Origin of the sequence: Mycolicibacterium septicum DSM 44393 (assembly GCF_000455325.1) — a bacterium.
GTDB classification, from domain to species: Bacteria; Actinomycetota; Actinomycetes; order Mycobacteriales; family Mycobacteriaceae; genus Mycobacterium; species Mycobacterium septicum.
Map to the genome: position 1 here is coordinate 71,265 of NZ_HG322954.1, position 24,527 is coordinate 95,791.

A 24,527-nucleotide genomic window follows, 5' to 3' on the forward strand; every position below is an offset into this window, starting at 1 on the left:
GCCAACCACTGACGCAAATATGTCTCACAATTCCTCACTATGTGTCGACCGTTGTGTACCGCGCCAGCGTGGCGCCGTCCCCACCGGATCGGGCAAGGCCACCTGCGCGGGCGCCGCGACATCCCGCGTCGCGTACACACCTCGACCTGCCGGCTGATCTGCAGCGAACTGTTTGCCCAGGATCAGGCCTTCCGTGCGTGCGCCCGACATCACCAAAACAGGTGTCTGCATTGCTTTGAGCGACCCAATCAAGGGCGTGTACTCGGCCTTCGGCCACTCCTCGATCCGACGCGCCACGATCACATGCAAACCGACTTCGTCAGCACGTGACAGATATGCCGCCACGTTCGCCAGGGCAAATGGCTTGCCTGACCAGCTCGACTCCGAATGCCACGCCTCCAAGATGTGCTCGTTGTCGACGATGACGAAGATCTCCGGCCCGCTCCAGCGTCGGATACCCGAGGCGATCTCCTCCTGGGTCGCATCATCGGGACGTAGACGCGGATGCATCACCTCACGCAAGTGCGCATCGACATCCATGATCTGGTCTTGGCGCTGGACGTAGCCGCTTAGCATCCTGCCCGTCGGCACCCGCGGAGCTCCATCGCCGGCGAACTCGCGCACTTCGTATTCGCCGAGGTACTCCTCGGGCACGTACTGCACCAGCGCGTGGTCGGTGCTGATCACATAGATCTTGGCTTCATCAGGCCGATAGACGTCCATGATGCCTTGCGCCAGGGTGGCCAAACCGGCGGTTTTTCCGCAGTCTGCGGTACCGGCCAACACCAGGTGCGGGTGCTTGGAGAAGTCAGCCACCGCAGCGCGCAGTCCGATCTCTGACAATCCGAACGGGACCACCCCCTGACGAACCTCGCCCTCCACCTCAATATAACGCTGCCACATCTGGGTGCGAGACAGCTCTTTTGGCAGCATCCGCACCGTGGCCGCGCGTGGCCCGGCGATGCGGGTGATCATTGCGGCGGCGTCCGGATGAGCCGCATCAACCTGTTGGCCGTTGATGGTCAGCCAGGGCCGGCCGGTCTGGAAATGGTGGCCGAACATCGTGCGGCCGCGACCGACGATCCGTGTCGCTGCGGTCTGCTCGCCGCTGAGCTGCTGCTCCACGGCGTTGTCGTCACTGATGACTTCCTGCACGCCGTAGGGCACCGATTTGGCCACGTTGGGGTTCGGGTTGTGGTTGAGCTCGTCGGTGTCGGGCAGCTTCAACTCCACGTTGGCCGAGAACAGCGTTGCCAACGTGGGCGTCGCCTTACCGGCAATGTAGCCGTCAGTGGAGATGATCAGATGCACCCCGTGCGCAGGCCCCTTGGCGCCAATGGCCTCGATGTCGGCCAGCAGGCCCTCTCCTGGCCGGGCCGTGAGCTGCTGGTAGCGCTCACGAAACGCCGTGAACCCGTCGATCACCAGGAATACGTCGCCGCCGAAGTTGTCCTCGGGCACCGCCATTCCTTTACCGCGGTCCTCCCCGAACTTGCGTGCACGGAACTTGGCGATGTCGATCCCCATCCGCTGGAAATCGGCTTCACGCTGCTCGATCAACGTCAACATCTCAGCGACCGAGCGCCGCACACGCTCCTCCTGATCACCGCGAGCAAACGACACGACGTGCGGTAAGTCCTTGATGGCGTTGATATCTGTACCAGACATCGCAACGACGGCGAACTGAACGCGTTTCGGCGTGTAGGTCAATGCCGCCGACAGGATCATCGTCGTCACCGCCGTCGTACGCCCCGAGGTACCGCGCCCAGGCACCAAGCAATTGGCGTCGGTCACATTCGGCGCATACACCCGCTGAACATGCTCGAACGGTCGATCATCCAACCCCACCGCGAACAGCAGCGGCATCCGATCGGCCGATCCATAGTCCTCGTGCCAGGGCCGGTTGCGCAGACGACGCACCAGCTCATCCGAGGGCAACGCCTCCAGCGGCGGGCACCAAATCGCATGGGGCACAAACGCCGAGCCCTCCTGGTTGCGCCGAATCGACCGCTGATAGGCCTCGATCTGCTTCAACGGTCGCCCATCAGCCCCCAGCAGCTGCGGCGCCGGCGCCACAATCTCTGCCGCGGCCTTCTGCGCAGGGTCGGGCACTGGCAACGGATCCATCGGCAGCGCCGTGAACATCGCCGGCGCCACATAGCCCAATTCCTGCTTCACCATGGCCGCGGTCTGCACCTGCTCCGGTGCGGTGTATTCCTTTGACACATACGCTGCCTGGAACCGTGTCAGCCTCGACGAGCCGATCACCTTCAGAAACCCAGCACCAGCTGCGCCCTGAGGAAGATGCTTAGCATCCGGGGTGCCGATGATTTCACGCGAGTCGTTCTCATCGAGCACCCGCAAGGCCGCCCGGATCGGGACGTTCTTCATCGCGCCCTGGCCAGAGCCCAGCTCATGGCCGAGATACTGCGACCACATGATCAAGCTCATGCCCAAACCGCGGCCCTGGCGGGTGATGAAGTCCGCGAGCTCCCTGGCCTCCTGGCCCTTGTCGGCGAACCACTGGGTGAACTCGTCAATGATGATGTACAGCCACGGCAGCGGTTCGAGGTTTTCGCCGCGGTGGATTCGCCACGACTCGTACTCCGAGACATCCTTGGCCCCCGCCGCGTCCAACCGGCGCTTGCGCCGATCAGCCTCACCCTTGAGACCTTCGGTCATGCGGTCCATCAAGACATCGCCACGCAGATCGGTCACCGCCGCCACAACCTGCACGAAATCGCGGATCGCCGCCGCCGTCGTCGAACCCTTGAAATCAAAGAACGCGACGTTGAGCAGCTCCGGTGGATGCGTCAAGCACATACTGGTCACCAGGGTCTTGAGGAACTCCGACTTGCCAGAGCCCGTGAACCCGATGCCAATCATGTGGTTGCCCATGCCCTTGTACTGGGTCTCCTTGAAATCCAGCGACACAACCTCGCCGAATTCATCAACCGCAAACGGGAAACGGCCCCAGTCCGGCGACCACGGCGTCGACTCCGTCGGAGGCCCCGACCGCACCTTCGCATACAGCCCGTCCAAGTCGGCCGCCAGCGCATCACCCGCGCCCGTCAGCGTCCCCAAATCCGGCGACGCCGTGACGCCCTCAATACCCGCATCGGCCACCGCCACCGCCCGCGACACATCCGCACTATGGCGGGCCATCTTGCGAGCGATCATCCGCGCGGAAGCCTCATCCAGATAATCCGGCTTGACAACTGCCTTGCCCGCCACGTCCGTCACCTGCGACTCGGTTACGAAATGCGTTGCCTTATCAGTGAACTCCAGCCCGCCACTTCGCCGCGCCGCCAACCGCATGAACGTCACACCGGCGACACCGCCACGTTTCGGCCGCGTCAGATCGTCCCACTCCGACCCGACCCGTTCCTGATCGCAGATCACCAGCATGTGCGGAACCTGCGCCGGCCCAGAACCATGCTCGTTACGCTCGTGGATACTCCTGCCGATCGCCGATTCCAGATCCAACGTCGACGTCCACACCATCCGCGCCGAACCACCCGTATCCGCCCGCGACAAATCCGGATGTTGATTGTGCGGCAACCATTTCAGCCAATCCCAACGCCGCGCATCATCAGTCAGCACCATCACCTGCAATGCACGCGGCGGATGAAACACCGCCGCCTGCAACACCATCGACCGCACCAGCCCATACACCGGCTCCATACCCTCAGAACCGACAAAACCAATACCGGCGAAAGCACGCAGCGAAATGGGCTTCGCGATCCCAGCTACCGCCTGCTGATAGATGTCGAACTCCCGCTCGGCCTCAAACGTTGCCGGCTCATACTCAGCAGGCTCACCCTGATCCTCCGAGGTGAACTCCACCGCCAGCTGCTGGCGCCCCACACCCATACGCACCCACCCGAACGCCATCGCCGTCAACTGCTGAGCCGACGGCTCGACGGGCTGGCCCTCAACCTGCCCCGCCACCAGTGGCGCCGCCGAGGGTTCGCGCTCCCACATCCGCGTAGACCCCACCAGGCCACGCAGCAGCGCTGGCTCAGGGTGAAAATGCTGCGCCTGCTCGAACTGAGCCTGCGCGATCTCTTGCGCCTCATCCCCCAGATCATCGAGATCGTTGAAGAAATCCTTGCGCGCAGCGTCCAGCTCGGAGCTGCTCATCGGGCGCTCACCGCCACCCTGCATCCGCCCACCGGCCACCATGCCGATCATCGATGCCATCAGCATGATCGGGAACAGGATCGACATGATTCCCGTTGGGCCCGAACGCATCCCCGGCTGCGTCACGATCAGCGCAATCATGCCCAGTACGACCAGCACCACGATGATGATCAGGATCTTCTGCCAACCAGGCATCGGAAGCCTGACCGGATTCACCAGCCGCTGCGGCAGCGACTTCTTCCCACCCGGAACCGTCGGCGGCTTATCCAGCTCACCCGGACGAAACGGAACAGTCCCCATTTTGTTTATCCCCCTGCCTGACCAGCTGAACCTGGAAGTGCGACCGCGGCGCCAGGCGCCGCGCCGTGAGCCGTCAACGCCGCTGCACGTGACAGCTCCGGACCGGCCGGCCACACCTGCAACATCGACCACGGCGCCAACCGGGCCTGCTGCAACTTCAACCCGAGCCCCTGCATCCCGTTGTTGTCACCGAACGGCACCCCGTAGCGGATGCCCGTAACATCTAGCAGCCACAGTGTCTGCCGAGCCGGGGAGTCCGGTGCTGAGCCCGTCGTGGACACGAACGTCGCCGGCTCGGCAGAAAACACCACCTGATCGGCCTGCACCCCGCGGTTGCCGCCGCCGACCAGCGGTGTCGCCGCCCGAGCCTGCTCGACAGTGACCGGCAGGATCCGCGACGCCAACAACTTCAACCGGCCCTGCCGGTCATCAATACCGCGCTCCCACGCCGAACACGTCACGGTCAGATCACGGCTATCGACGATCTGCAGCGGCGACTCCGGATAGAAATCCACATCCAGCACATGCCGCGTCGGCACCTTGGCCAGCCGATCAGGGGCCACCCGCGGCGCCGTCGCCATACCGAAGGTGTCACGCTGGCGCAGCATCTCAGCCACCACCGGCGAAATCGCCTGCACCCCGTCACCGGTCACCACATAAAAGTGATCCTTCGACGTCGCCATATCCCGCGTCACCACGACCGCCCCGTTCACCAACGGCAGCCCCAGATTCACCGGCGCCGGGGCGCCAGCATCCGGAACCACAGGCACCACCAGGCGCCCACCGGCCGGGATCGCGTCATACAACGCCCGTGACATCTGGACCACCGGCCGCCCCGGCTCGATGCCCAGTGGCCCAGCCACCGCACGATCAGACAGGTCGATCGGCATCCGGACACCACCGGTCACCACATACGACTGGTTCTCGAACGACATCAGCACCGCATGTCCCGAATCGAGGTCCACCGCACTGCCACCAGGTGTCAAGACACCGTTGATCCCGGTCACCACCGGCAAACCAGCCAACGTCGGCGACGCACTGTCACACACCGCCCAGCGCGAAGTCTCCGGCGATAGCGCCACCGGCGTGGCCACCGGCGCACCGGCGATCCCCACCGTGGGGCCCTTCGGCATCTTCGCGATCTCACCGTCACCGACCGTCGCAGCCTGATCCGGGCTGCCCGCGATCAACTGCGCCGACACCAAATTCAGCGCCGGATACAGCCGCCCATCGCCCAAATTGACATAGATCGCGTGCCGGCTATCCGCCACGACCTTCGTCTGACCCACCTGGCCATCCGGACGCCACCACCCGACCACGGTGAACCCGACCGCGAGAACCACAGCCACCGCCAGCGACGTCCACACGGCCAGCTTCGGGTTTCTCTCCCACTCCACATCCATCGCCACAGACCGACGCAACAGACCATGTGCGAGCCGCCTCCGCAGAAACCAATAAGCAGAGGCTTGAGCTTTCGACGCCAAATTCACCGGCATAGATCGAACCGTAACCGCAACGACCCACCCACACCCACCATCAATTTCAAGCACCCTCGATCCGAGCGCCGCATGGCCATGGCGCCGCCCGCGAAGAAGGTGCGGAGCTGCCGCTGGCCCTGCACAGGGCTACAGCGTCCGGTGCCTGACAAAGAACGTCTCATCCGGTTTCGAACGCAAGTGGTCACTGTTGCTTCCTGTAGCCATCCCCATCGGCAGCGGCTCGCCCGAGGCGAGTACGTCGAATCCATGCTCCGCGTAGAACTTTCGCAATTCGGCGCGCTGCGCGGAAAACTGCCCATACAGCATCACGATGCGGCCCCGGTCCGCTATCTTCAGAGCGCGTTTGACCAAGCGTGATCCGTAACCCTGGCCGCGGTAGTCGGGATGGACTGCGACCAGGTGAAGCTTGGCCGTGTGCATTGCTGTAGCAATGAACTGCCGGAACCAGTCGGGCCAGCTCTCGGGTACATCCAGCGATACCGTGTCACGGTCGCGATCCCCGATCATCTGCTTCCAGAGGCGAAAGTGCGCACCCAACCACAAGATGCCGGCAACCTCACCATCCACCTGGAGCGTCTTCACCGCCCCTCTCGCGAAGTACCAGTCGTTGAACGGCGTCGTCATCAGCCGATCCAGATTCTCACGACTCGATCGGCCAATGGCGGTCCCCAGCACACCCGATTCCCGCGCGGCAATCAGCTGAGCGGTAGCCTCCTGGTCGACCTTCTGAATGCCCGCCATAGCGAACCACTCCCCCAGGTTCGCCAGTTCGTCACATGACGTATCACGGATCTGCACATCGTGCCTAGCCATCACCATCATCCCCCGACCGTTGTTCGGCTCCTGAAATACTGCTGAGGCCGACACATCAGCTCAACGCAGCGGTGGCATCATCAGACCCAGCCCAGCTCAACCTCGACCTGCTGCAACGCCGCCGACATGCGTTCACGCACATCACCGTCCGGATCGGCAGCCAGCGCCGCATACGCCATATCAGCCAGCGGCAGTGGCCGCGAAGCCCATCCGGCGACCACCTCGAGCGTGCGGCACACCGTCCACGCGTCGCGATACACCGCAGCCTTCCACTCCTCAGGCGCCCCAGCCGCCTCCGGCCGAAGCACCTGAGCGGTAAGGAATTCCGTCGACGTGACCTGTGCGTATTGCGCCCACTGCTCGCTCGTAAGCTCGCCCCCGCCCGTCACCGTTGCCCACGCACGGGTCAACTCCACCGGGTGCTCCAAACTTCGGGCAGCCTCCACCATCTCACCAGCAACCGGGATTATCACGCGGTCCACATACACCTGCTCAGCACCAGTCAACCGATTCAAGCGGTCGTACAGATCTGCGTTCTCCATCTGCAAGCGGTGAGCGTGCATGCTGTCGAGCACCGGAATGGGATCCTCGAGCGTCAGTGGCGACCGCTCGAACGTGCACTGGTCGGCATACTCGGTACCGAAATCCCGGAACTGGTCGACCGGGCCCGTCGTCGCGGCCGCCGCCAGCCGCCAGCCGCCCACCTGCCGGCCACGGGCGTACTCCACCATCACCTCCGCGGGATCACGCCACCCGAACCACGTCCTGCGGAATTCGCCGCTGACATCGGCGGCCAGGAGTCGCACGCCCCGAGGAACGTACACCCCGGCCGGGATGTACCCCGACCCCTCCGACGACATCACAACAGTCTCAGAGCCCTCACTGGACCTAAAGATCCCGACCGCCCAATCCATCGGGAAGCTGATGCGGCGGCAAGCATGCTGCAGCTGCCACGCCAGCGCCGCCGCAGACTGAGCATCCTCAGTCAAAAGCTGCTGAGGCCTCGCCGACATCGCCGAACTCACCACAGCCGCCGGCACCAGCGTGGCCCCCGAATTCACTGCCGCCCCAGAGGGAGAAGGCGCCACAGCCCCGGCGCCGCTACCGCTAGCGCTCGACGATGAACCCACCGGCATGACAGCAGCAGGAGAAGCGGGATTACCCATGCCAGTCGACGGCAACATCATCGGAGGCGCCGCCGGCGATCCACCCGACATCACCGGCGGCGCAGGAACCGGCGTCCCCGCCGGCGCCACATGCACACCCGCCGACCCGGCCGGACCCGCCACACCACCAGGACCACCCCCAGCCCCGGCCAACGGCGGTACCGACGGAGCCGGATTCACAGCCGCAGGCGGAGGCGCCACAGTCGAAGCCACCGGAGGAACCGCCGAACCCGTACTCGACAGCCCACGCGCAAAGGCAGCACCAGGATTGGCCGCCGCGGCCGGACCGCCACCCGAATTCGCCAGCCCCGCAGCAGGATTCGTAGAAGATAGACCATTGCCTAACCCTGATGCAGGATTCTGCCCCAGACCACCCATCACTGACGACAACGGAGAAGACCCACCACCGAGACCGGACCCGAACCCGCCCGCGCCACTACCACCACCAGACGGAACACCACCGCCGCCTAACGGCGACAGACTCGGGCGAGACGGCGTCGGGTTGGTTGGTGTGCTTGGCCTCGAGCCGCCTGGAACCACACCAAATTCCGTGCGTTCACTTCCCGGCGCTTGGCCAAACTGGGCTCTCTCGGCGCCTGGAGCAGAGCCGCTACGGTCGGTGCCAGGTGCATGTGGCCCGCTTTTCGTGCCGCCTGTATCGACTTCGGTCGACTGAGGAGGCGCTTCCCCCTTCTTCTGTGGATCGTCGCCCTCGCCCTGGTGTGCCTTGGTCTTATTGTCGAGTGGCCTTGTTATTCCCGGACTGTCATTTGGAGTCGGCTTAATAGGGGTTGAAGGCGTTAGTTTTGTCAGTCCCGCGAGTTTGGCCTCATGATTCGCCACCCATTTAGCGTCCAGTCCAGATGCTGTGGTTGCGCCACGAGTCGATGCGAGTCGCGCAGATGCATTGTGCTCGGATACTATTCCAGGTATCTCTGCCCTCGACTTGGCCTGGTTAATTTTGTCGTGCGCCGCTCTATCGATATTAGAATGCTGTGTTTCAACATTTTTTAAAATCGATATCTGCTCACGGATGACTTTTGCTGCTTCTGCATGAGCCTCCGACAGGATGCGGGCTTCTTGAGTTATCTCCCGGTGGACACGATGCATTGACTCGGAGCCGATGGACTGAATACTGCACTCCCGTGCCGAATTGGCGGTGGTGCGCGCTTGATGTCGCGCGGCCCAGGTTGCAGCTGCAGCCTCATGTTGTGTTGCTGCAACTTCGAGCGGGGCCACCGGTGGGGTTTTGATGTCGGGTGTGATGATCAAATGCGAGTACGAATTATTCCCCACATGCGCCATATTTTCCCCACTAAATTTGGTCAGTTCAACCCGCAGTGCTTCTTGAGCTGCTCGCTCACGGCATTTTGATCGTCGATCAGTTTGTCGAGACTGGTACCTAACCGCTGGATCGCAGCATTCTGCTGTGCGATCGAAAGCGTGTTGTACTGCTCAATTCCATCGCGCACGGAGACCGGCGTCGCCGGATCGACCTGAGTGCGGAGATACGCGGTTTCCGCGAGAACCACACGCGTCTCATTTGCACGGGCTCGAACGCGGTCTGCGCTATCCCAGCCGGGTGGCAGCTCTGCGACAGCATTTGATGCGCGTGTCATCTCAGTGGCGGCATTGTCCCAGGCGACACATGCCTTCGACTTCGCCGCGCTGACCTCGGAATTCGTGTAGATGGGTGCGGGGCCGGGTAACGGTTGCGAAGGCCGAGGAGTGTGATGCCCCCATGTACTGACTGCAGCTAGAACCATCGCCACGAATGCAACTACTAGGAAGCCCGCGCCGATGATCAGAGAACTCCGCGAAGGCCCGTTCGGAGAGGTTGGGTCTGGCGGTGTGAGTACCGGATCGCTTTTCAGCGGTGTGTATGTGGCCATCGCTAAATCAATTCCAGAGACTTCGAATTCGACACGTTCATCTCGTCATACGCGACGACAGCTTCGTCGCTTCGGTTATCTGCCGCCAGCATTCGCGCCTCCAAGGCCGCTGCCGCAGCTTCCGTAGCAGCAGCTTTCGCAGCTACCGACATGCCAAGAAATGAGAAGACCCCTGGCTGACAGGGAGGCGCTGAGGCATTGGGTGTCGTAGCAGTTCCGCTAGCCCGAGCGGTCACGTTCGCGATGCGTGCTTGCTCCGATGCCACATTAATGCTGACCATCTCATAGGCTCCCTATTTACAGGCAGCGGCGAGTGCCTCGCCCGCGGCCTTCGTTTCTCCCACCCTCACGTTCATCTCTGAGTCCGCGAGCCCGCGTGTGGCGCCGTCGACTTCAGCGAGCAGCGCAGCAACGTACTTCGCAACTCCCGCCTTAACTGGCTCCGGAGTCGCAGGCCCCGTTTGCGACTTGAGGTATTCGATCTCGACGATTGTGACTGATTGGTACCGCGCGAGCGCATCCATTGCTTCAGGGAGTGTGCGGTCAGGAAACGCCGCGAGAGCTTGCTGAACGGTCGTAAGCGGTCCGTCGATGGTCAAGCTTGCTTGGCAGGCCACATTTTTCGCTTCATTGATCTGAGATTCTGAGTAGCGCGGCGAAGTCGGCGCCATGGTGGTGACCGTAGTGGAAGGCTCCAGCCGGTTCACAATGCTCAGAGTGACCGCGACGACGGAGAAGATCGTACCTAGCACTACCATCGTCCACAGTAACCAGCGGCTGCTTCGTGGGGATGATGGCGAGTGCGGGGGCTCGGCGTCCGGCCGGCGTTCCTGCGGTTCGGTTCCGGGTTGCTGAGGCCAAACTGCGTCCCGAGACCAAACTTCGGTCGCGGCGGTCGCTCTGCCCCCCGCATCGTATTGGCCCCCACCGGTCATGACCTCGATGTTACGGCGCGGCCGCGACATTTGCCTACCACTATCGGGCGTCCTTCAGCTCACTTTCGGCGAGGCCTTCGTCGAAAGCGGCGAGGAAGTCGCCTGGTCCGATCTCGCCGTCCAATTCGGCGACCTCCTCATTTGCGGCGCCTTGGGCGATCAGCAGGGTTTCGTTGATGAGTCGTTCGAGGGTGAGATTGGTGTGGCGCTGGGTGGCTCCTTCGGCGAGCTCGATGAAGGTGATGGTGCCGTGATCGTTGACGGTCAGGGTGACTTCACCGTCGGGGCTTTGCGCGGTCAACGAGACATCGCTGCATGCGCGTTTCCATTCCTCGAGCTTGTTCCAGGCGCGTTCGAGTCGGGAATGCACGCTCTGGACGTAGGCTTTGTCGCGGTTGTAGCGGTCGATGTCGATCATTTCGGCTCCTCGTCGCGGGTGATGACGCGCTTTTTGCCTCGGCGTGCGGAGGTCACCGTGGTGGCTTTTTCTGCTGGCTTGGTCGGCTCGGCGGGGGTGGTTTGGTAGGGGCGGCGGCGTACGACTTCACCGCGCACAGGTTCGCCATTGGCAACGGGAGGGACGTAGACCTCCTTGTTGGGCTCGCTGAGACGTCGGGTACCGCCCGCTGCGCCGGCGCCCATGCCCATTCCGCCCATCGGCGGCATCATCATCGGTGCGCCGGCCGGGGTGGTCGTCGCGCCTGTCGTGGTGGGTGTGGTGGTGGGGCCCGCGATCGGTGGTGGTGCTGTCGGCGCGCCTGCGGTGGACATCATGCCGGTGCCGCCAGGTGGGAGCGGGGAGCCGCTGGCGGCCGGGTCGGTGGCACCTGCTCCGCCCCCTCCCCCGCCGCCGAGTCCGGGGCTGCCGCCGAAGTCGCTGAGACCGAGGCTGGGCTCTCCCGCACCGATTTCGGGCTGCTGGAATTCTGATACCGCGCCGGATACTCCCTCCACCACTTGCGATACCGCGCCTTGGGCTTGTTGAGCCATTGCAGCGGGGATCGCTGCGACACCGGAGACCACACCGGTGAGCAGGCCCGGCAAGGTGCCGGCGAGCATGCTCACGGTGGTGAGTGGGTCGGCGCCTGGCGCCCCGCCAGCTCCAGCGGGGAGCCCTTCGAGGCCGGGCAGGTCGCCGTTGTCTGGGTCGCCGAGCAGTGCCGCGATTTCGGGATCGTCGGCTGCGCCGCCGAGGTCCGCGCCGGGAAGGCCGTCCTCGTCGACCGGACCAGCGCCTGGGTGTTGCGGGTCGGTTGCGCGGTCAGCACTGGCGGAAGGAGTGCCTGCGGTAGCTGCAGGTTCGCCGGACACGATCGGCACAACCGGGGGTGGAGGTGGGGGCGCTGCGGGCAGTTCTGCAAGGTGGTAGGACTGCATGGAGCCGCCGGCTTGGGTGTGCAGGTTGAGGTAGCGGGTCTGCAGCTTCTCAAGCACCGGTGTGTACATGCCCATCGTGGCGGGCCTGGCGTTGAGCGCGGCGGTCTCAGAGATCTGGCGTTCCAGCGTGGTGAACTGCGCGGTGCGCGGGGTGCTGTTCTGGGTGTTGGAGAAGCGCTCGGAGTGACCTTGACCTGCGGATTTCACGGTGTCGGCGTGGTCGGCCATCGAGTTGGCCCACGTTTCGAAGCGGGTCAGTCCCGCGGACAAGGTGGGTCCGGTTTGGCCGGTCAGTGCGCTGGCGACGGTGGCTTTGGCGTTGCGTACGACGTGGGCTGCTGAGCGGAACGCTGCAGCGTGGTCGGCGCAGCCGGTGATGAAACTCGATCCGGCACAGGGGTTTCCGGATTCGACGACGGCGGCGGTGACGCGTCCGTCGCGCGGAGTTGCAGGTGCGATCGGCACTGTCGGGTCGGGTGCGTTGGCGGTGACGGCGGGCGTGAACGACACCGAGACCGCACCAGGATTGCCGTTGAGGGAGACGGTCTGGGCGTTGTTCTGGTTCATCTCGGTGTAGGCCGTGGCGGCCTGGGAGATCGCCACGGCGGCCGCAGCCAGCACCGCGGCGCCGTCACTGGCCCGCGAGGACAGGACCATGCCGTGCTCGGATAGACGTGCGGCCGCGCTCGTGGACACTTCGTCTGCGGCCACTGGTGGGTGCGCGAGCGGCCGGGCGGCGGTCGAACTCAGCGATTCGGCGGCCGCGGCGACGTGCCTGGCCGCGACAAGTAGCTGTTCGGCGTGCACCTCCAGGCTGCTGCTACTACTACAACTACTAGCCATGGTGAATCTTTCTACTAGCCATGGTGAATCTTTCTGTTGCAAGTGAGTGATTGTTGGCGGTCACGCGACTTGCACCCCGTCTCGGGGTTGTTCCCCGGCCTGTTGGCCGGTTCTCTTCCGCGCTTCATTGCCACCTGCCGGACGATGTCCGGTCCTACGGTCGGCTCGACGCTTGACGGCGGCCCCAACTGGGCCGACGACGCTAGTTGTTTCCTCGTAGCGCGCGAGGTTCACGGCAGCGCAATCGTCACGCTGATGACCGGCCTTGCATGATTCGCATTGCCAACGTTCGGCCCACCCGATGTCCTGAACATGCCCACACCGATGGCACGTTTTCGACGACGGAAACCAGCGGTCAGCTACCACCAGCACCGACCCGTACCAGCCCGTCTTATAGGACAAGTGCCGGCGCGTGGTACCCACGGCGGCATCAGACAGGCCCCGCCGTCGGGCACGCGCGCCCGGAAGACCCTTCTGACGCAACATTCCCGCCGCGTCCAGTCCTTCGACGACGATCCGGCCGTGAGTCTTGGCCAAACGTGTTGTCAGACAATGTAGGTGATGGGTTCGGACATCCTTGATCCGGCGATGCAACCGGGATATCTCGGCGGTGCGCTTACGATACTGACGTGAGTCCTTGGTGCAGCGTGACCGGGCCCGACTGATGTGCCGCAACGCTTCGAGCGCCTCATGCAGCGGTCGTGGGTTCGGCACCCGCTCAATGACGTTGCCGTCAGTGTCGGCGACGGTGGCCAGGCGCCGCACACCTACGTCGACACCGACCCGCGACTCTGGCCGGGCGACACGGGTTTTTTGTTGAGGTCGCTGCACGAGTACCCGAATTGAAGCGTCGAGGCGGGTACCGTTGCGGCGCACGCTGATTGCTAGCACTCGCGCTCTGCCTTTGGAGATGAGTCGTTGGATGCGGCGAGTGTTCTCGTGGGTACGGACAGTCCCGATCACCGGCAATGTAAGGTGCCGCCGATCCGGCTCGATGCGCATTGCGCCCGTGGTGAACGACACACGGTCTGCGTCGCGTCCCTTCTTCTTGAACCGAGGGAACCCGACCCGTTTCCCGGCACGCTTCCCAGCGCGGCTCTGCTGCCAGTTCCAGTACGCCTCAACTGCACCGTTGATACCGTCGGCGTACGCCTCCTTCGAGCATTCGGGCCACCAAACCACACCAGTCTCCGGCTCGACGCAGACCTCGTCTTTCACGGTGTTCCACCGTTTGCGCAACACCCGCAGCGACGGCTTCGAAGTCTCGACACCGGTGGCCTTGTGGGCATCTATATCGGCCTTCAGCGCGGCAACTGTCCAGTTATATGCCTTGCGCCGGGCACCGAAATGTCGCGCTAACGAAAACGCCTGGTCCACGGTCGGATCCAAAGTGAACCGAAATGCCTGTACCGTCCAGCCCTCAGGCACCTCGAAACGCGCCATGAGACCTCCTCAGACTCTCGACCACGGTTCTACAGCGCACTACCGACAACTAAGGACCACTCACGCCACATCAGCTGGCACCCCCTCGTGAAGATTGCCTGTCAGAAGTCTATGGTGGCCTCGTAGCGCTGCACCTGCATCTCTGTGGGGAGCGGGGTGAGCACGGTTTTGTTGTTGGCTTCCCATTGCAGCCGCATGGCGAGCTGGGATCGCATGAAGGCCAGTGTGTTGAGCCGTTGGATACGGTTGCTGAGCTCGAAGTCGGCCAGCTCCATCGCCTCCGGTTCCAGCTGGACCCCTTTGGTGGTGCCGTTGAGGTCGACGGTGACGATGATCGACGAATCTCTGCTTTTCGCCTCGAACAACACGGCGGGGCCTAGGTGGAGATGTTGCCGAGGTCGTCGGCGTTGTTCTGATTCATCTCGGCGAACTTGCTGCCGCCCTGGCGCAGCTGTTCTGCGAGGCTGCTGTGGCGGTGTGCCTGGGCGGCCAGGGCCTGGTCACGTGCCTCGACTGCTTCCTGGGCGGCGCGGCGCGATTCGTAGAACAGCGGGCCCCATGAGTCGGCTGCGCTGAGCACCTGGCCGTGGTCGTTGCGGGCGCCGGTGAGTTCGGCGGCGGCGTCATCGTGCTTCGCGGCCATCCGTTGCATGAGTGCAGGATCTGCGGCGATGGGCTCCATGGACATCGACGGTACTCCAATCTGGTGGTTGATCTCGGATGATGTGGGCGGGCAGGCCAGCTATTGGCCTAGGAGGGTCTGCTCAGGCCGGGGAAGATGTCGCGCAACCCCGTTGCGGGGGCGGGGCGGGTGCGGCGGCTTGGGCCACAGGCGCGGCAGCAGGGGTTTGCATCACCGGTGGCGGTGAGGTCACTGCCACCGGTGTGGCCGGGGTCGGTGTGCTCGGGTGCATCCAGCCCAGGAAGTTGGTGCCTTGCTCGACTTTGTCGAGTGGCACGACCTGGCCGTTTACCCACGCCTTGTTGTCGCCTAGGGCCATGATCTGGTGGTCGGTGTACTGGCCGATGTCGCCGAACACGGTTTTGCCGGGTGATACGGCGTTATCGGTGACCGGTGTGCCCGGGGGCGGGATCGGGATGTTGAAGCGGTTGAAGGCATCGTGGACGTTGCCGCCGGCGAGCACTTCACGGCTGGCGTTGGCCAGTGCCGGGTTGTCGACCTTGATGTCGCCGAGGCCTTCGACCTTGACGGTGAGGTCGGGTGCGGGAGCTGGTGGAGCCGCTCCGGCGACCGGGGGTTGGCCAGGCTCGGTGGGCTGGCCAGCTTGCTGGTTGTTCCCGGCTGGGGTGGTCTGTTGGTCCTCGAGTTCTCCGGGCTTGTCCTCGTCGGGCTTGCCGGCCAGTTGGTCTTTGAGCTCGGACGGCTTGTCCTCGTCGGATTTGTCGGCTGGATCGTTGGCCCCTGCGTCACGCAGTGCTGAGCCGATCGCCGGCCCGAGATCGGACAGGCCTCCCCCGCCGCCGCCACCGAACGATGGGATCGCTGAGCCGAGTGCGGAGGGCACACTGCCCAAGGCTCCGAGGGCCGGACCGAGTGCTCCGCCAAGTCCCTGCATGAATGGGTCTGAGGGCAGGCCCCCGTTGAGCAGCGGATCCAGCGGCAGTTCCGGATCGCCCGGGGCTCCGAGTGTGCCGGGATCCCCCGGTGCTCCGGGTGCTGCCGGTTGTTCACCTGGAGCGGGGTTATCCGGATCGTCTGGCTCGCCTGGGGTGCCGTTCTGTTGGGCCAACGCGTTGAGGCGTGCGCCGATCGCGTCCATCACCTTCGATTGGGACTCGGAGTCGAGCTTGGCCGTATGGGCGACGTTCATGATGTCAGATGTCTTGCCCTGCAAGAATGTTGCGAACTCCTGCATGCCCGCGCGGGTGTTCATCGCGTCGGGACCGATGCGGGTCACTTCGTCGATGATGGACTGCTTGAGGGCGTTCAGTTTGGTCTTGCCGGCCTCATCGGAGGTGGTCGCCGACAAGATGGCATCCGAGAGCTGCACGTCGGCTTCGTTGAGATCGGTGCGGTTTTTCGCCAGAGCGCTGTCGAGCTTCTTGGCGGTTTCGGCGGCCTTGCCTGACAGTTCGTCGGAGCCTTCCGTCGAACCGCCCTGTCCTGCAGGCGTATTGCCACCGGCAGGATTATTGCCTTGCCCCTGATTGTTGGCTGGCGTGGGATTGGGTTCGCCGCCGGTTGACCCGGCCGGTGCGGTCGGCGCAGGGGGCGCGGGCGCGGCGGGCGGTGTCACTTCGGCGCCGGTTTTCGGGTCGAACAGGGTGGGCCACTGATTGCGTAGCGCCCCCAGCAGTGTGTCCTTCACGTAGGTGCTGCCCGGTGTGTCGTCCTCGTAGATGGCCTTGAGCTGCTGGAAGTCGAAGTTGTTCAGATTGCCCCGCCACTTGTCACTGTGCAAGTTGTTCATGATGTGGGTGATGGCCGAAACGACCTCGTCTTTTGTGGCCATCTCACATCACCTGAGTTTCGTTCTCGTCGTGGTCCCCGGATGCGCCGGAGTTGTCAGGGTCGTGGTCGTCGTCGGGTGTCCAGCCTGGGCGCGGGCCGGTCATCAGGCCGTCGACGCAGTCGATTAACTCCATGGCTAGACCGCCTCCCCATATCCGCATGAACCGGACCGTAACGGCGAAGAGGTCACAACACCCACCACTGACGGGGATTGAAATCAGTTGCGAATTCCTGGGAGTCGCCACTTGTGTCGACTTGTGTGGACTTCGGCGACACGCCGTGACAGATGCGCGGTGTCACCGCGCACGTGGTGTAACACTGGTCGACAACATCGGCCACACCAGTAACGAAGGGGGATCGCCCAGCAGCGCTCGCTGCCCACATCACCGGAACACAACCGCATATGCACGGCCCGAAAAAGCAATACCCCCAGGCGATGCCCAGGGGTATTGATCCACCAGCAGAAGTAGCAGCTTCCGCCGGCAGGGCTCCCACGTTCACGGAACCAGATCCTCAACCAATCTGGCTCCAGTATAGAAGGCCGCCTTCATGAGCCGCAAGACCTTACCCGACTCCCACGCGACCACACCACACCTCCTTGTCCCCGAGCTGCCTAAGCACGCGAATACCTCAGCACCACAGCGTCATTCGCAGGCTCGGCCGTGACAGCAGCAACTCAGTCCGTCCCGCAGGAATCGATCTCGGTCCACAGCACACCGCCGGCGGCGGTGTGGAAGAAACTGGCACCGCTGATCGCCGCGCCCGGGCGCACCCAGCTACGGCTCTATGACACCGCTACCAGGAAGTTCTCGGACACGGGCCGGTTAACGGCATCGCTGCCACTGCGACCGGCGGCGGTCTATCTCTACGCCAAGGCCCGCACCCGAGTCCTGGTGCTCGATTTCGACGCCAAGCACCACAGCGCGGAGCAGGTCAAGGCTGACCTCGACACCGCGGCCAGGTGGATCAGCTCGTGCGGAGGCCAGTACGTCACCGACTCCTCCAGCACCGGTGGTCGCCACCTCATCGCCCCGCTGGCGATCGGAACCTCAGCGTCATGTGACGAAATGACCCAGTTGGTCAGACTTTTCGCTGCCCGCCTGCCCACACTGGACATCACGCCGAACACCAACACAGAAACCGGCTGCATCAGCGTGCCCGGATCTGCGGACAAGACGGGTGGCTACCGCCAGCTCGACGGCAGCCTTGCCGACGCCCTGGAAGCCTTCACCACCCGCTCAGATCCAGCGCTGGTGCCCAGACTGCTCATGTTGCTCGGCGCATTGAACCCGTCGCCTCAACGCACGCCGGCCGCCACCGCCGCACACGTCGACGACTATCTCGAAGGCACCGGTGACGACATCCGCTTGGCCCCGCCGTATCGGCGCACCGATGAACTGCCCGATGACGTCGTCGACTTCGCCACCTACGGCATCGTCAACCCCAAACGGCTCACGTGGCAGTCCCTGCATGAGGCCCGAATGTCGGTCGTGGTCAACGCATTCGCCCGCGGCTATAGCATTGCCGACCTGCGCAACAACATCGCTGTGGGGGGATGTTGGCACGACGGACTCGGCAACGCCTACACCCGCTACAAGCACCGCGCCGACATTGCCCTGTCCAAGGACTTCGACAAAGCCCTGCATTGGTACATCACCAACATCCTAAATTCCTCTCCCCCGCGGCACAGAGAAAAGAAATACTCACCGGGGGGTAAGACACAGGGGTGGCGTGGACCGAAGGATCTTCGGGACTGGCTGGCCAATGCGCTGGCATGGGCAGACGGCGAGTACGTGGGAAAGAGATCTCGGTGGACGGTACGAGCGGTACTGCAAGGACTGGCTTTCTATGCTGTGGTGGCCGGTGAGCAACGATCTGGGAGCTGGCTGGTAGGAGTCGGGGGTAGAGCTCTCTCGATCGGCTGTGGGCTTCTCAGCGAGGACAGTGTGTGGAGAACGCTCGCCGATCTTCGTGAACGACCCGGCGCACCACTGGTTCTGGTGCGGCCCGCGCTTGGCACCGAAGCCGACGTCTATGCCCTGACCACCCAGAACCGGGTCAGCACGGACCCAGTCCGCGCGCAACGGGTTCGCGTCGAAGCCGTCCACCCCGCATGGAGCGTGATGGGACACCACCTACGCCACATCTACGAACTGGTGGCCTACCACGGCTTGACCAACAAGGCTGACCTGTACGCGGCGGCGGCCGTCGCACGCGCTACCGGTGACACCATGGTCAGCGCGCTCCAAATCGCCGGTCTGCTCACCAAATCCGGTTGGGGAACCGTGGGAGTCGGACACGTCACTCTTGATGACATCGCCCAACAACAACAGCTTGACCAGGTGCGCGAACAACGCATCCAGCGCCACCACGCCGAACGCGCCGCCTGGCGCTCCTGGCTCGAGGAACGCGAACGTCAACGCAGCACGGCCCCTGAAGTGCCCGTGGTCGCCCCAGCAAGTAGGGGCAACAACGACGAGGAGGAATACGCGGCCTGGCAGGAAGCCACCATGGCCACCGGACCACCTCAGCGCGATGTCATCGACGACGAGCGGGAGGTGATCGAGATGCTCACCGAACTACTGGGTGCGCGGCTGGTCCACGCCCGTTAAACGCGCATGCGACCGCTCTGCATGTATCGCGGCCAGCGCGGCATCGACTCGGTGGCCGAACTTCTCAGCACGAGAACGCCATTGACGATGCGCTTGCACGGCGAGCCGGCGATCAGGATCGGCGCGGCCGGGAAACTGGCGGGCGGCCAGCGCCGCGGTGTTGCGTGACTTCATCGCCAGCAGCACCGAAAGCACTCTCGGCGCAATGTCGTCGGCACACAACAGCGCCCACAGCTGGTCGTCGCGATCTGCGGGCCGGGCATTTTGGAGCGCCAACTGGCCGAGCTCCTCATCACCAACGGCAGTCAAGTCCAGGTGCCCGAGGCAACGAGTTCGGGTTGAAACCGCTAAAGAGTGTTGAGCCACAGTGCCGCCTCTACGCGCCGTACCAATCGATAACGCCCGAACGTATCCGGCAGCCGGCGCGTATGCCCTACACCTAAGAGGCCTGCTTATGCAGTTCGCGGTCGTTGAGCAAGGTGGTGGCGGTCTCGCGGATCAACTCGACCGGATCGACGCCCCTTTTCTTGGCTACTGGAAGCAATTCCGTCAGCAGATCGCCGTACTGGCGGATCAACGTCGGCAGCTGCCCGTCAGACCGCTCGGACAACGTATCCAGCCAGTCCTGGTGGCAGCGAACCTTCAGCGTCGCGCCCATCTGGCGAGTGTCAGATCCTTGACGACGCTTGCGGCGAGAGGCCTCGTCGTCGAGTACCGCGGTGGTGCTGAACTCGAGTGTCATCCCTGCTCCCGTATGCCATCGGCGGCGTGCCCAATCCTGGCCGGATCATTTCCGGAAACCGCCGCCGGTCTTCGGAAATGCTGTCTAGCCTGGTCACACCATGTTTCGACAATGACTGAAGTCTAGAGCACCCGAATCTATTCCGGAAAGAGGCCGCCGGGGTGTGTCGCCATCCGCAAGGTATGCAGAAAATTGCCGCAGTACTCGGAACTGCCCCAGGTGGGGTGCCGAACTATTCCGGAAATCCGCTAGAGTTCCGTATGTGAGCGACGCGGCCGCCGGAGCCCCGTGGCCCAACGGCGAATACGGCGAAGTGGTAAGTCCTTCGGGACGCCGCGCCTATCTGGCCGCCCAAGCCGGACGCCTCGCCGGTCGCACTCCCCGGTGGGCCACCGAGCTCGCCAATCGCCAAGACTCCCCCATCGAAAGCGAACGCGGCCACATCGTCGGACGCAAAGGTGCCGAGGCGTGGTTCCTTATCGCTGACTCGCTGGAACAACATCTGCGCACCATCGGCCTGTGGCCGCCCACCACCCAACAACAACCCACCCAAGACTTCGAGCAGCTGCTGATGCTGCAAGGCGCCGACCTCGAGGCATCCCGCCGACGCGAACAGGAACTGCAAGCTGAAATCGAGCGGTTGAAACAAGACCGCAACGAACTCCTCGACACCATTGCGACACTGAGTCAAACAATCGCCTCGCTCAGTCAGGTATCCAAGGCAGTACCCGCCAAACCCGCCCACTGAACGTTAGAGGCGGCCAATCGCGATACCCAGCGATAACACCAGCACTTTGGTGCTTTCTGTCGGCTCTGGCTCTGCCACCCCCTCACACCCCAAAAAAATCGGCCAGCGTCGCCATGGCTGCTGGTCGTTCTCGAAAGTGCCGGCAGGCGGGAGGCGCTTCAGTCCCGGTCCCCGATCCGAGGAACGGCAATGCGCTCCAAGTCGTCGACCTGGAGCGCATTGCCTGGGGGCGTAAGGGCCGGACATTTACCGGGCTTTGCGCCGACGCGAGTCCCCCCACTATGTCGAACGGGTCGCTCAGTGCGCCTTTTCCTTCTTTCCCGGCAGATAGCTGTTGAGTATCGGTGCGATCCATGTCGAGCGGGTCTCGAAGCCGAGCTTCTTGCCGATCTCGTCGATCTTGGCCTCCTGCTCCTCGGTGAGACTGAATGCGATCTGGGAACTGCCACCGCCGAGGTAGCGGACTGACGAGGGGTCGGCCGGGAACAGATCGCTCACTGGTGCGGTCGAGTACTTCGACTCTTTGATGATTTGGTCGAGTTCGTTGGCTCTGTGCTTGGCGCTGATCGCTTCCAGAATGACCTGCAAATTGGTGGATTTCTTGTCGTGCCGGTACTTCTCGAACCGCTTCTTCACGCCATCGCTGACGTAGACGGCTGACGTCGGTTTGGTTCGCGTACGGGGCCGGCCCGGCTTGCGTGGGCTCGGTGTGCGCGCCGCGGTGAGCGGCCGGATCGGTGTCACCACCTCGTCCTGTTCGGACAAATCCTGCGTGTCGGCCGGAGAGGCCGTGTCTCCGGCCGACACGGCTGGCGATGCCGGCGATGCCGGCGGCGGGTCCGGAGTCTCATCAAGGAGTCCGGACAGTCCTGCGCCGCGCACCGGTGGGGCCGTGAGGTCCCCCAGATCTTCTGCTGGCAGCTCCTGTGGGGTCAGATTGTTGCTCACGGCCACATCCCCTTTTCCATCATTTCGGCGCGGATCTTTGAACCGCGCGTGAGTATTTCTTTTGTCAGTTTCGCGAAGTCTTCGGCCACAGACTGCGTCGTGGTGCTCACAACGGTGCTGCTGGCAGCGGTGCCCTTCTTCAGTTCCCAGTGCTTCGGATTGTTGACGATTTCTTTCTCCAACTCATGCGCTAACCGCCCGTACTTGGGAACCTGTTGACCGACTGCTTCCGAGTGACGGATGAAGGACTTCAACATCACGTCGTCACCCTTCTGTCCGAGGTCACGTGACACGTTCTCTTTCGTCTCTTTGCGGATGTTTGTCGCGCCGTAGCCCGACGCGAAGACGAAGCAGCCCAACAGAATCAGGTAAGGGTTGTGCTCTCGCATGGCCCGAAAGTCGCCCGCCAGCTCGCGCAGCCCCGTCCGCGACAGCGCATCGGTCTTCATCGGGACGACCACGAATCGGGCGGCACACAGCGCGAGTTGGAGCAGTGTCTGATTCTCGGGTGGAGAGTCGATGATGATCAACCCGTAGGAGTCGCTGATCTGCTGCAGGGCCAGCGCGAGCGACATTAGAACCTGTTTCGCGGTGTGCTGGTTACCCATCTCAGCCGAGAGCACAGGTGTGATGCGTTTGACAAACATGCCACCTGGGACCACATCGAGATTGGGTCGGACGTCACGAACGGGCGTCAGGGGTGCGCCGGCGGTGATGGCGCTGAACAGATTCCGGCCTTGGTCGTTGGCTTCGGTGTTGGCGAAGCCAAGGATGGTCGCGACGTTGCCTTGTCCGTTGAGATCGACAAGGAGCGTGCGAGCTCCATCGGAGGCAACGAGCGCGGCCGCGTGCGTTGAGCACGTGGTCTTGCCCACTCCTCCCTTGCCATTTCCGAACAGGTAGACCTTGCCCAAACGCCGCCAATCTACGGCGGGTTCTACGGGCCCAGAGTCATCCCAAGCGGCTACGCTGCTAGTCATGCCGGCGCCTCACTCTGCGAGTATCGGGGGTTCTGCGCGCCTGCTGAACCGCACCGCCGAAGGTGCTGCACACCATGCACGCCCATGGTTCACAAAGTCTAAGGCGCGCAACGCGACACACCATCCCACGCCGCGCCGCTCCCCCAGGCTGGATCGGGACATCGCTCTACACGCGGACGCCCGCACCGACCAACACGTGCGCACAGGCAGCAAACGCGATCATGCACACGATGTTGGCCGAAACCTGGCATTGAACCTGGCACTCAACGCTGGCTGCGACGCGGATCCCTATGCAGCCGACCGCCTCGACCACAATGTGTCTTCCAGCACCGTCCACTGCGTTGGTATGGGTTCCATGCAGCATCAAGCGTGCGGCATCATCCAGTGCCTAGCCGCGCGCCCTGGGGAAACCCGCACGTCAGACGCGGCGACACATGCGCGCCACTGCCGCGCTGAATACCTGACCCGATACCTGCTCCAATACCAGTGCCAATACCTAATGGCAGGTGTGCGCCAATATTGGGCGGACTGCCTCAGTCACCACGCGGGAGTAAGCAGCGCTGGCCATGCCACCGCAGACGCGAACCGGGGCCGCGATGAATAACAGCAACCATGTATGCACAGATATTCGTACCGGTATGACGTCATCAACAACGCGGCAGGTTTCCAGAAAAATTGTGTGCGCGGTTCGGCGTGTCGCAACGCCGTCCATACCGCGCACTGTGCAATGCCGAGTTCCGTGGTCAATAGAGGCGCCCGCTTTAGACCGGATGCGGTACGCCGTTGTGCGTACAGTCGACACCACGACACCGATATCAACAGGTTCCGCAGTCGTACCACCTATGCGGGTACAGGTAGCGATCCGTCTATTGCCGCAAACTGAGCCCATTGCTGGGACATCCATTTGTATTGCTGTTGGTCTGCGGGTCGGTGTCGCCGTGGATAGATCAGTGAGGCACCACACCCAGGCATCGGTTGTTCAATCAGTAGGTATTGGCACCCGTGGCCCAGCAGGTCGTGTTGCACACCGCGGGGTGCGAACCCACCCTGCCCACACTGCGCGACACCGCATCTCGCAAAATGTCCGCCACCGAGCAGCAGCCACAGTGCATGTCGCTGCCTATGCGAATGTCGCGCAGCGCATTGGGGTAGCCACAGTCCGGACCGCCTGACAGCTCAGCAGTCGTCGAGATACAAATACCCGGCCTCTGCAGCTGCGACCTGGGGTTTAGTCCGGGCTGGGTGGAGCTCCTACGCAGGCCGCGCGGAATTGCGCCCCCAGCTTGGCCTCTCGCGTAACTAACCGCCTACCGAGCGTTATCTATCGCGGCAGGGCGGGATCGGCCCCTCCTGGCGCTGTGGGGGCCTTTTCGCTGGTCATGGTGTGGATGTGAGCGACCGGGTCAGAGCCCCTTGGGTTTGGGAGGGCGTCTGTGATGGCCGGGTTGTCGTGGCCCCAGCCTGGGCCGTGCGTCTTGGCAAGCCTGGGCAGTGAAACGCTGACAGCCGAGGACAGTGCGTAGCCCTGGGCTGGCAGGGTCAGGAATGCCGCAATCCTGCCAACCATGGCGAACGCAAACCCTCCGACAACGATCCAAGCACTGCTTGCGGTG

Annotated in this window: 19 protein-coding genes; 2 read left to right on the top strand and 17 right to left on the bottom strand. The window is 63.5% G+C overall.

What is annotated here, in order from left to right; genetic code table 11:
- Positions 1-24: 24 nt before the first annotated feature.
- The 13 genes from TX88_RS31730 to TX88_RS35620 all read right to left on the bottom strand — a co-directional run bounded on the left by TX88_RS31730 (position 25) and on the right by TX88_RS35620 (position 17,018).
- On the bottom strand, positions 25-4,443 hold the full coding sequence (locus TX88_RS31730) for a type VII secretion protein EccC (protein WP_044524563.1): 4,419 nt from the start codon (positions 4,441-4,443) through the stop codon (positions 25-27).
- A 5-nt stretch (positions 4,444-4,448) separates the two neighbouring features.
- Entirely contained in the window at positions 4,449-5,939 is a 1,491-nt protein-coding gene (gene eccB, locus TX88_RS31735; RefSeq protein WP_044524564.1) for a type VII secretion protein EccB, read from the bottom strand.
- Between the two features lie 129 nt (positions 5,940-6,068).
- Positions 6,069-6,764 (bottom strand): GNAT family N-acetyltransferase, encoded by a 696-nt coding sequence (locus TX88_RS31740; protein ID WP_049925607.1) that lies wholly within the window; start codon positions 6,762-6,764, stop codon positions 6,069-6,071.
- A 71-nt stretch (positions 6,765-6,835) separates the two neighbouring features.
- Positions 6,836-7,816 carry an EspK C-terminal domain-containing protein gene (locus tag TX88_RS31745; RefSeq protein ID WP_162563247.1) on the bottom strand — a complete coding sequence of 327 codons (981 nt, stop codon included), beginning with the start codon at positions 7,814-7,816 and terminating at the stop codon, positions 6,836-6,838.
- Between the two features lie 1,430 nt (positions 7,817-9,246).
- Positions 9,247-9,453: a hypothetical protein gene (locus TX88_RS31750; RefSeq protein WP_044524568.1), complete on the bottom strand. Its 207-nt coding sequence runs from the start codon at positions 9,451-9,453 to the stop codon at positions 9,247-9,249.
- Between the two features lie 653 nt (positions 9,454-10,106).
- Entirely contained in the window at positions 10,107-10,520 is a 414-nt protein-coding gene (locus TX88_RS31755; protein WP_131814132.1) for a hypothetical protein, read from the bottom strand.
- Between the two features lie 268 nt (positions 10,521-10,788).
- Positions 10,789-11,166 carry a YbaB/EbfC family nucleoid-associated protein gene (locus TX88_RS31760; protein WP_044524570.1) on the bottom strand — a complete coding sequence of 126 codons (378 nt, stop codon included), beginning with the start codon at positions 11,164-11,166 and terminating at the stop codon, positions 10,789-10,791.
- Positions 11,163-12,932 (bottom strand): hypothetical protein, encoded by a 1,770-nt coding sequence (locus tag TX88_RS31765; RefSeq protein ID WP_049925610.1) that lies wholly within the window; start codon positions 12,930-12,932, stop codon positions 11,163-11,165. Before TX88_RS31765 ends, TX88_RS31760 begins: the two co-directional genes overlap by 4 nt.
- Before the next feature lie 96 nt (positions 12,933-13,028).
- Positions 13,029-14,411 (bottom strand): IS607 family element RNA-guided endonuclease TnpB, encoded by a 1,383-nt coding sequence (gene tnpB, locus TX88_RS33640; RefSeq protein ID WP_065053959.1) that lies wholly within the window; start codon positions 14,409-14,411, stop codon positions 13,029-13,031.
- 101 nt (positions 14,412-14,512) lie between these two features.
- Positions 14,513-14,779, bottom strand: coding sequence for a hypothetical protein (locus TX88_RS31780; protein ID WP_234793015.1), 267 nt, complete (start codon positions 14,777-14,779; stop codon positions 14,513-14,515).
- 8 nt (positions 14,780-14,787) lie between these two features.
- Positions 14,788-15,093 carry a type VII secretion target gene (locus TX88_RS31785; RefSeq protein WP_049925613.1) on the bottom strand — a complete coding sequence of 102 codons (306 nt, stop codon included), beginning with the start codon at positions 15,091-15,093 and terminating at the stop codon, positions 14,788-14,790.
- Positions 15,094-15,175: 82 nt separating this feature from the next.
- Positions 15,176-16,885 (bottom strand): DUF4226 domain-containing protein, encoded by a 1,710-nt coding sequence (locus TX88_RS35615; protein ID WP_049925616.1) that lies wholly within the window; start codon positions 16,883-16,885, stop codon positions 15,176-15,178.
- Between the two features lies 1 nt (position 16,886).
- On the bottom strand, positions 16,887-17,018 hold the full coding sequence (locus TX88_RS35620) for a hypothetical protein (RefSeq protein WP_268793730.1): 132 nt from the start codon (positions 17,016-17,018) through the stop codon (positions 16,887-16,889).
- A gap of 528 nt (positions 17,019-17,546) precedes the next feature.
- Between TX88_RS35620 and TX88_RS31795 the strand changes: the two genes are divergently transcribed.
- Complete coding sequence (locus TX88_RS31795; RefSeq protein WP_234792990.1) at positions 17,547-19,496, top strand: hypothetical protein; 1,950 nt, start codon at positions 17,547-17,549, stop codon at positions 19,494-19,496.
- Here the strand turns inward: TX88_RS31795 and TX88_RS34425 are convergent.
- Both TX88_RS34425 and TX88_RS31800 read right to left on the bottom strand, forming a co-directional pair.
- The gene (locus tag TX88_RS34425) at positions 19,464-19,805 is read right to left on the bottom strand and encodes a hypothetical protein (RefSeq protein ID WP_065053583.1); all 342 of its coding nucleotides are present in this window, start codon (positions 19,803-19,805) and stop codon (positions 19,464-19,466) included. The two genes, TX88_RS31795 and TX88_RS34425, sit on opposite strands and share 33 nt — an antisense overlap.
- A gap of 130 nt (positions 19,806-19,935) precedes the next feature.
- On the bottom strand, positions 19,936-20,238 hold the full coding sequence (locus TX88_RS31800; protein WP_044524573.1) for a hypothetical protein: 303 nt from the start codon (positions 20,236-20,238) through the stop codon (positions 19,936-19,938).
- A gap of 262 nt (positions 20,239-20,500) precedes the next feature.
- Between TX88_RS31800 and TX88_RS31805 the strand changes: the two genes are divergently transcribed.
- A complete protein-coding gene (locus TX88_RS31805) occupies positions 20,501-20,986 on the top strand; it encodes a hypothetical protein (RefSeq protein ID WP_044524574.1) in 486 nt (161 codons plus the stop codon).
- Between the two features lie 297 nt (positions 20,987-21,283).
- Here TX88_RS31805 and TX88_RS31810 read toward each other — a convergent pair whose 3' ends face one another.
- The gene (locus TX88_RS31810; RefSeq protein WP_244438727.1) at positions 21,284-21,940 is read right to left on the bottom strand and encodes a hypothetical protein; all 657 of its coding nucleotides are present in this window, start codon (positions 21,938-21,940) and stop codon (positions 21,284-21,286) included.
- Positions 21,931-22,848 carry a ParA family protein gene (locus tag TX88_RS31815; protein WP_234792992.1) on the bottom strand — a complete coding sequence of 306 codons (918 nt, stop codon included), beginning with the start codon at positions 22,846-22,848 and terminating at the stop codon, positions 21,931-21,933. The genes TX88_RS31810 and TX88_RS31815 overlap by 10 nt, the downstream gene beginning before the upstream one ends.
- Positions 22,849-24,527: the final 1,679 nt, after the last annotated feature.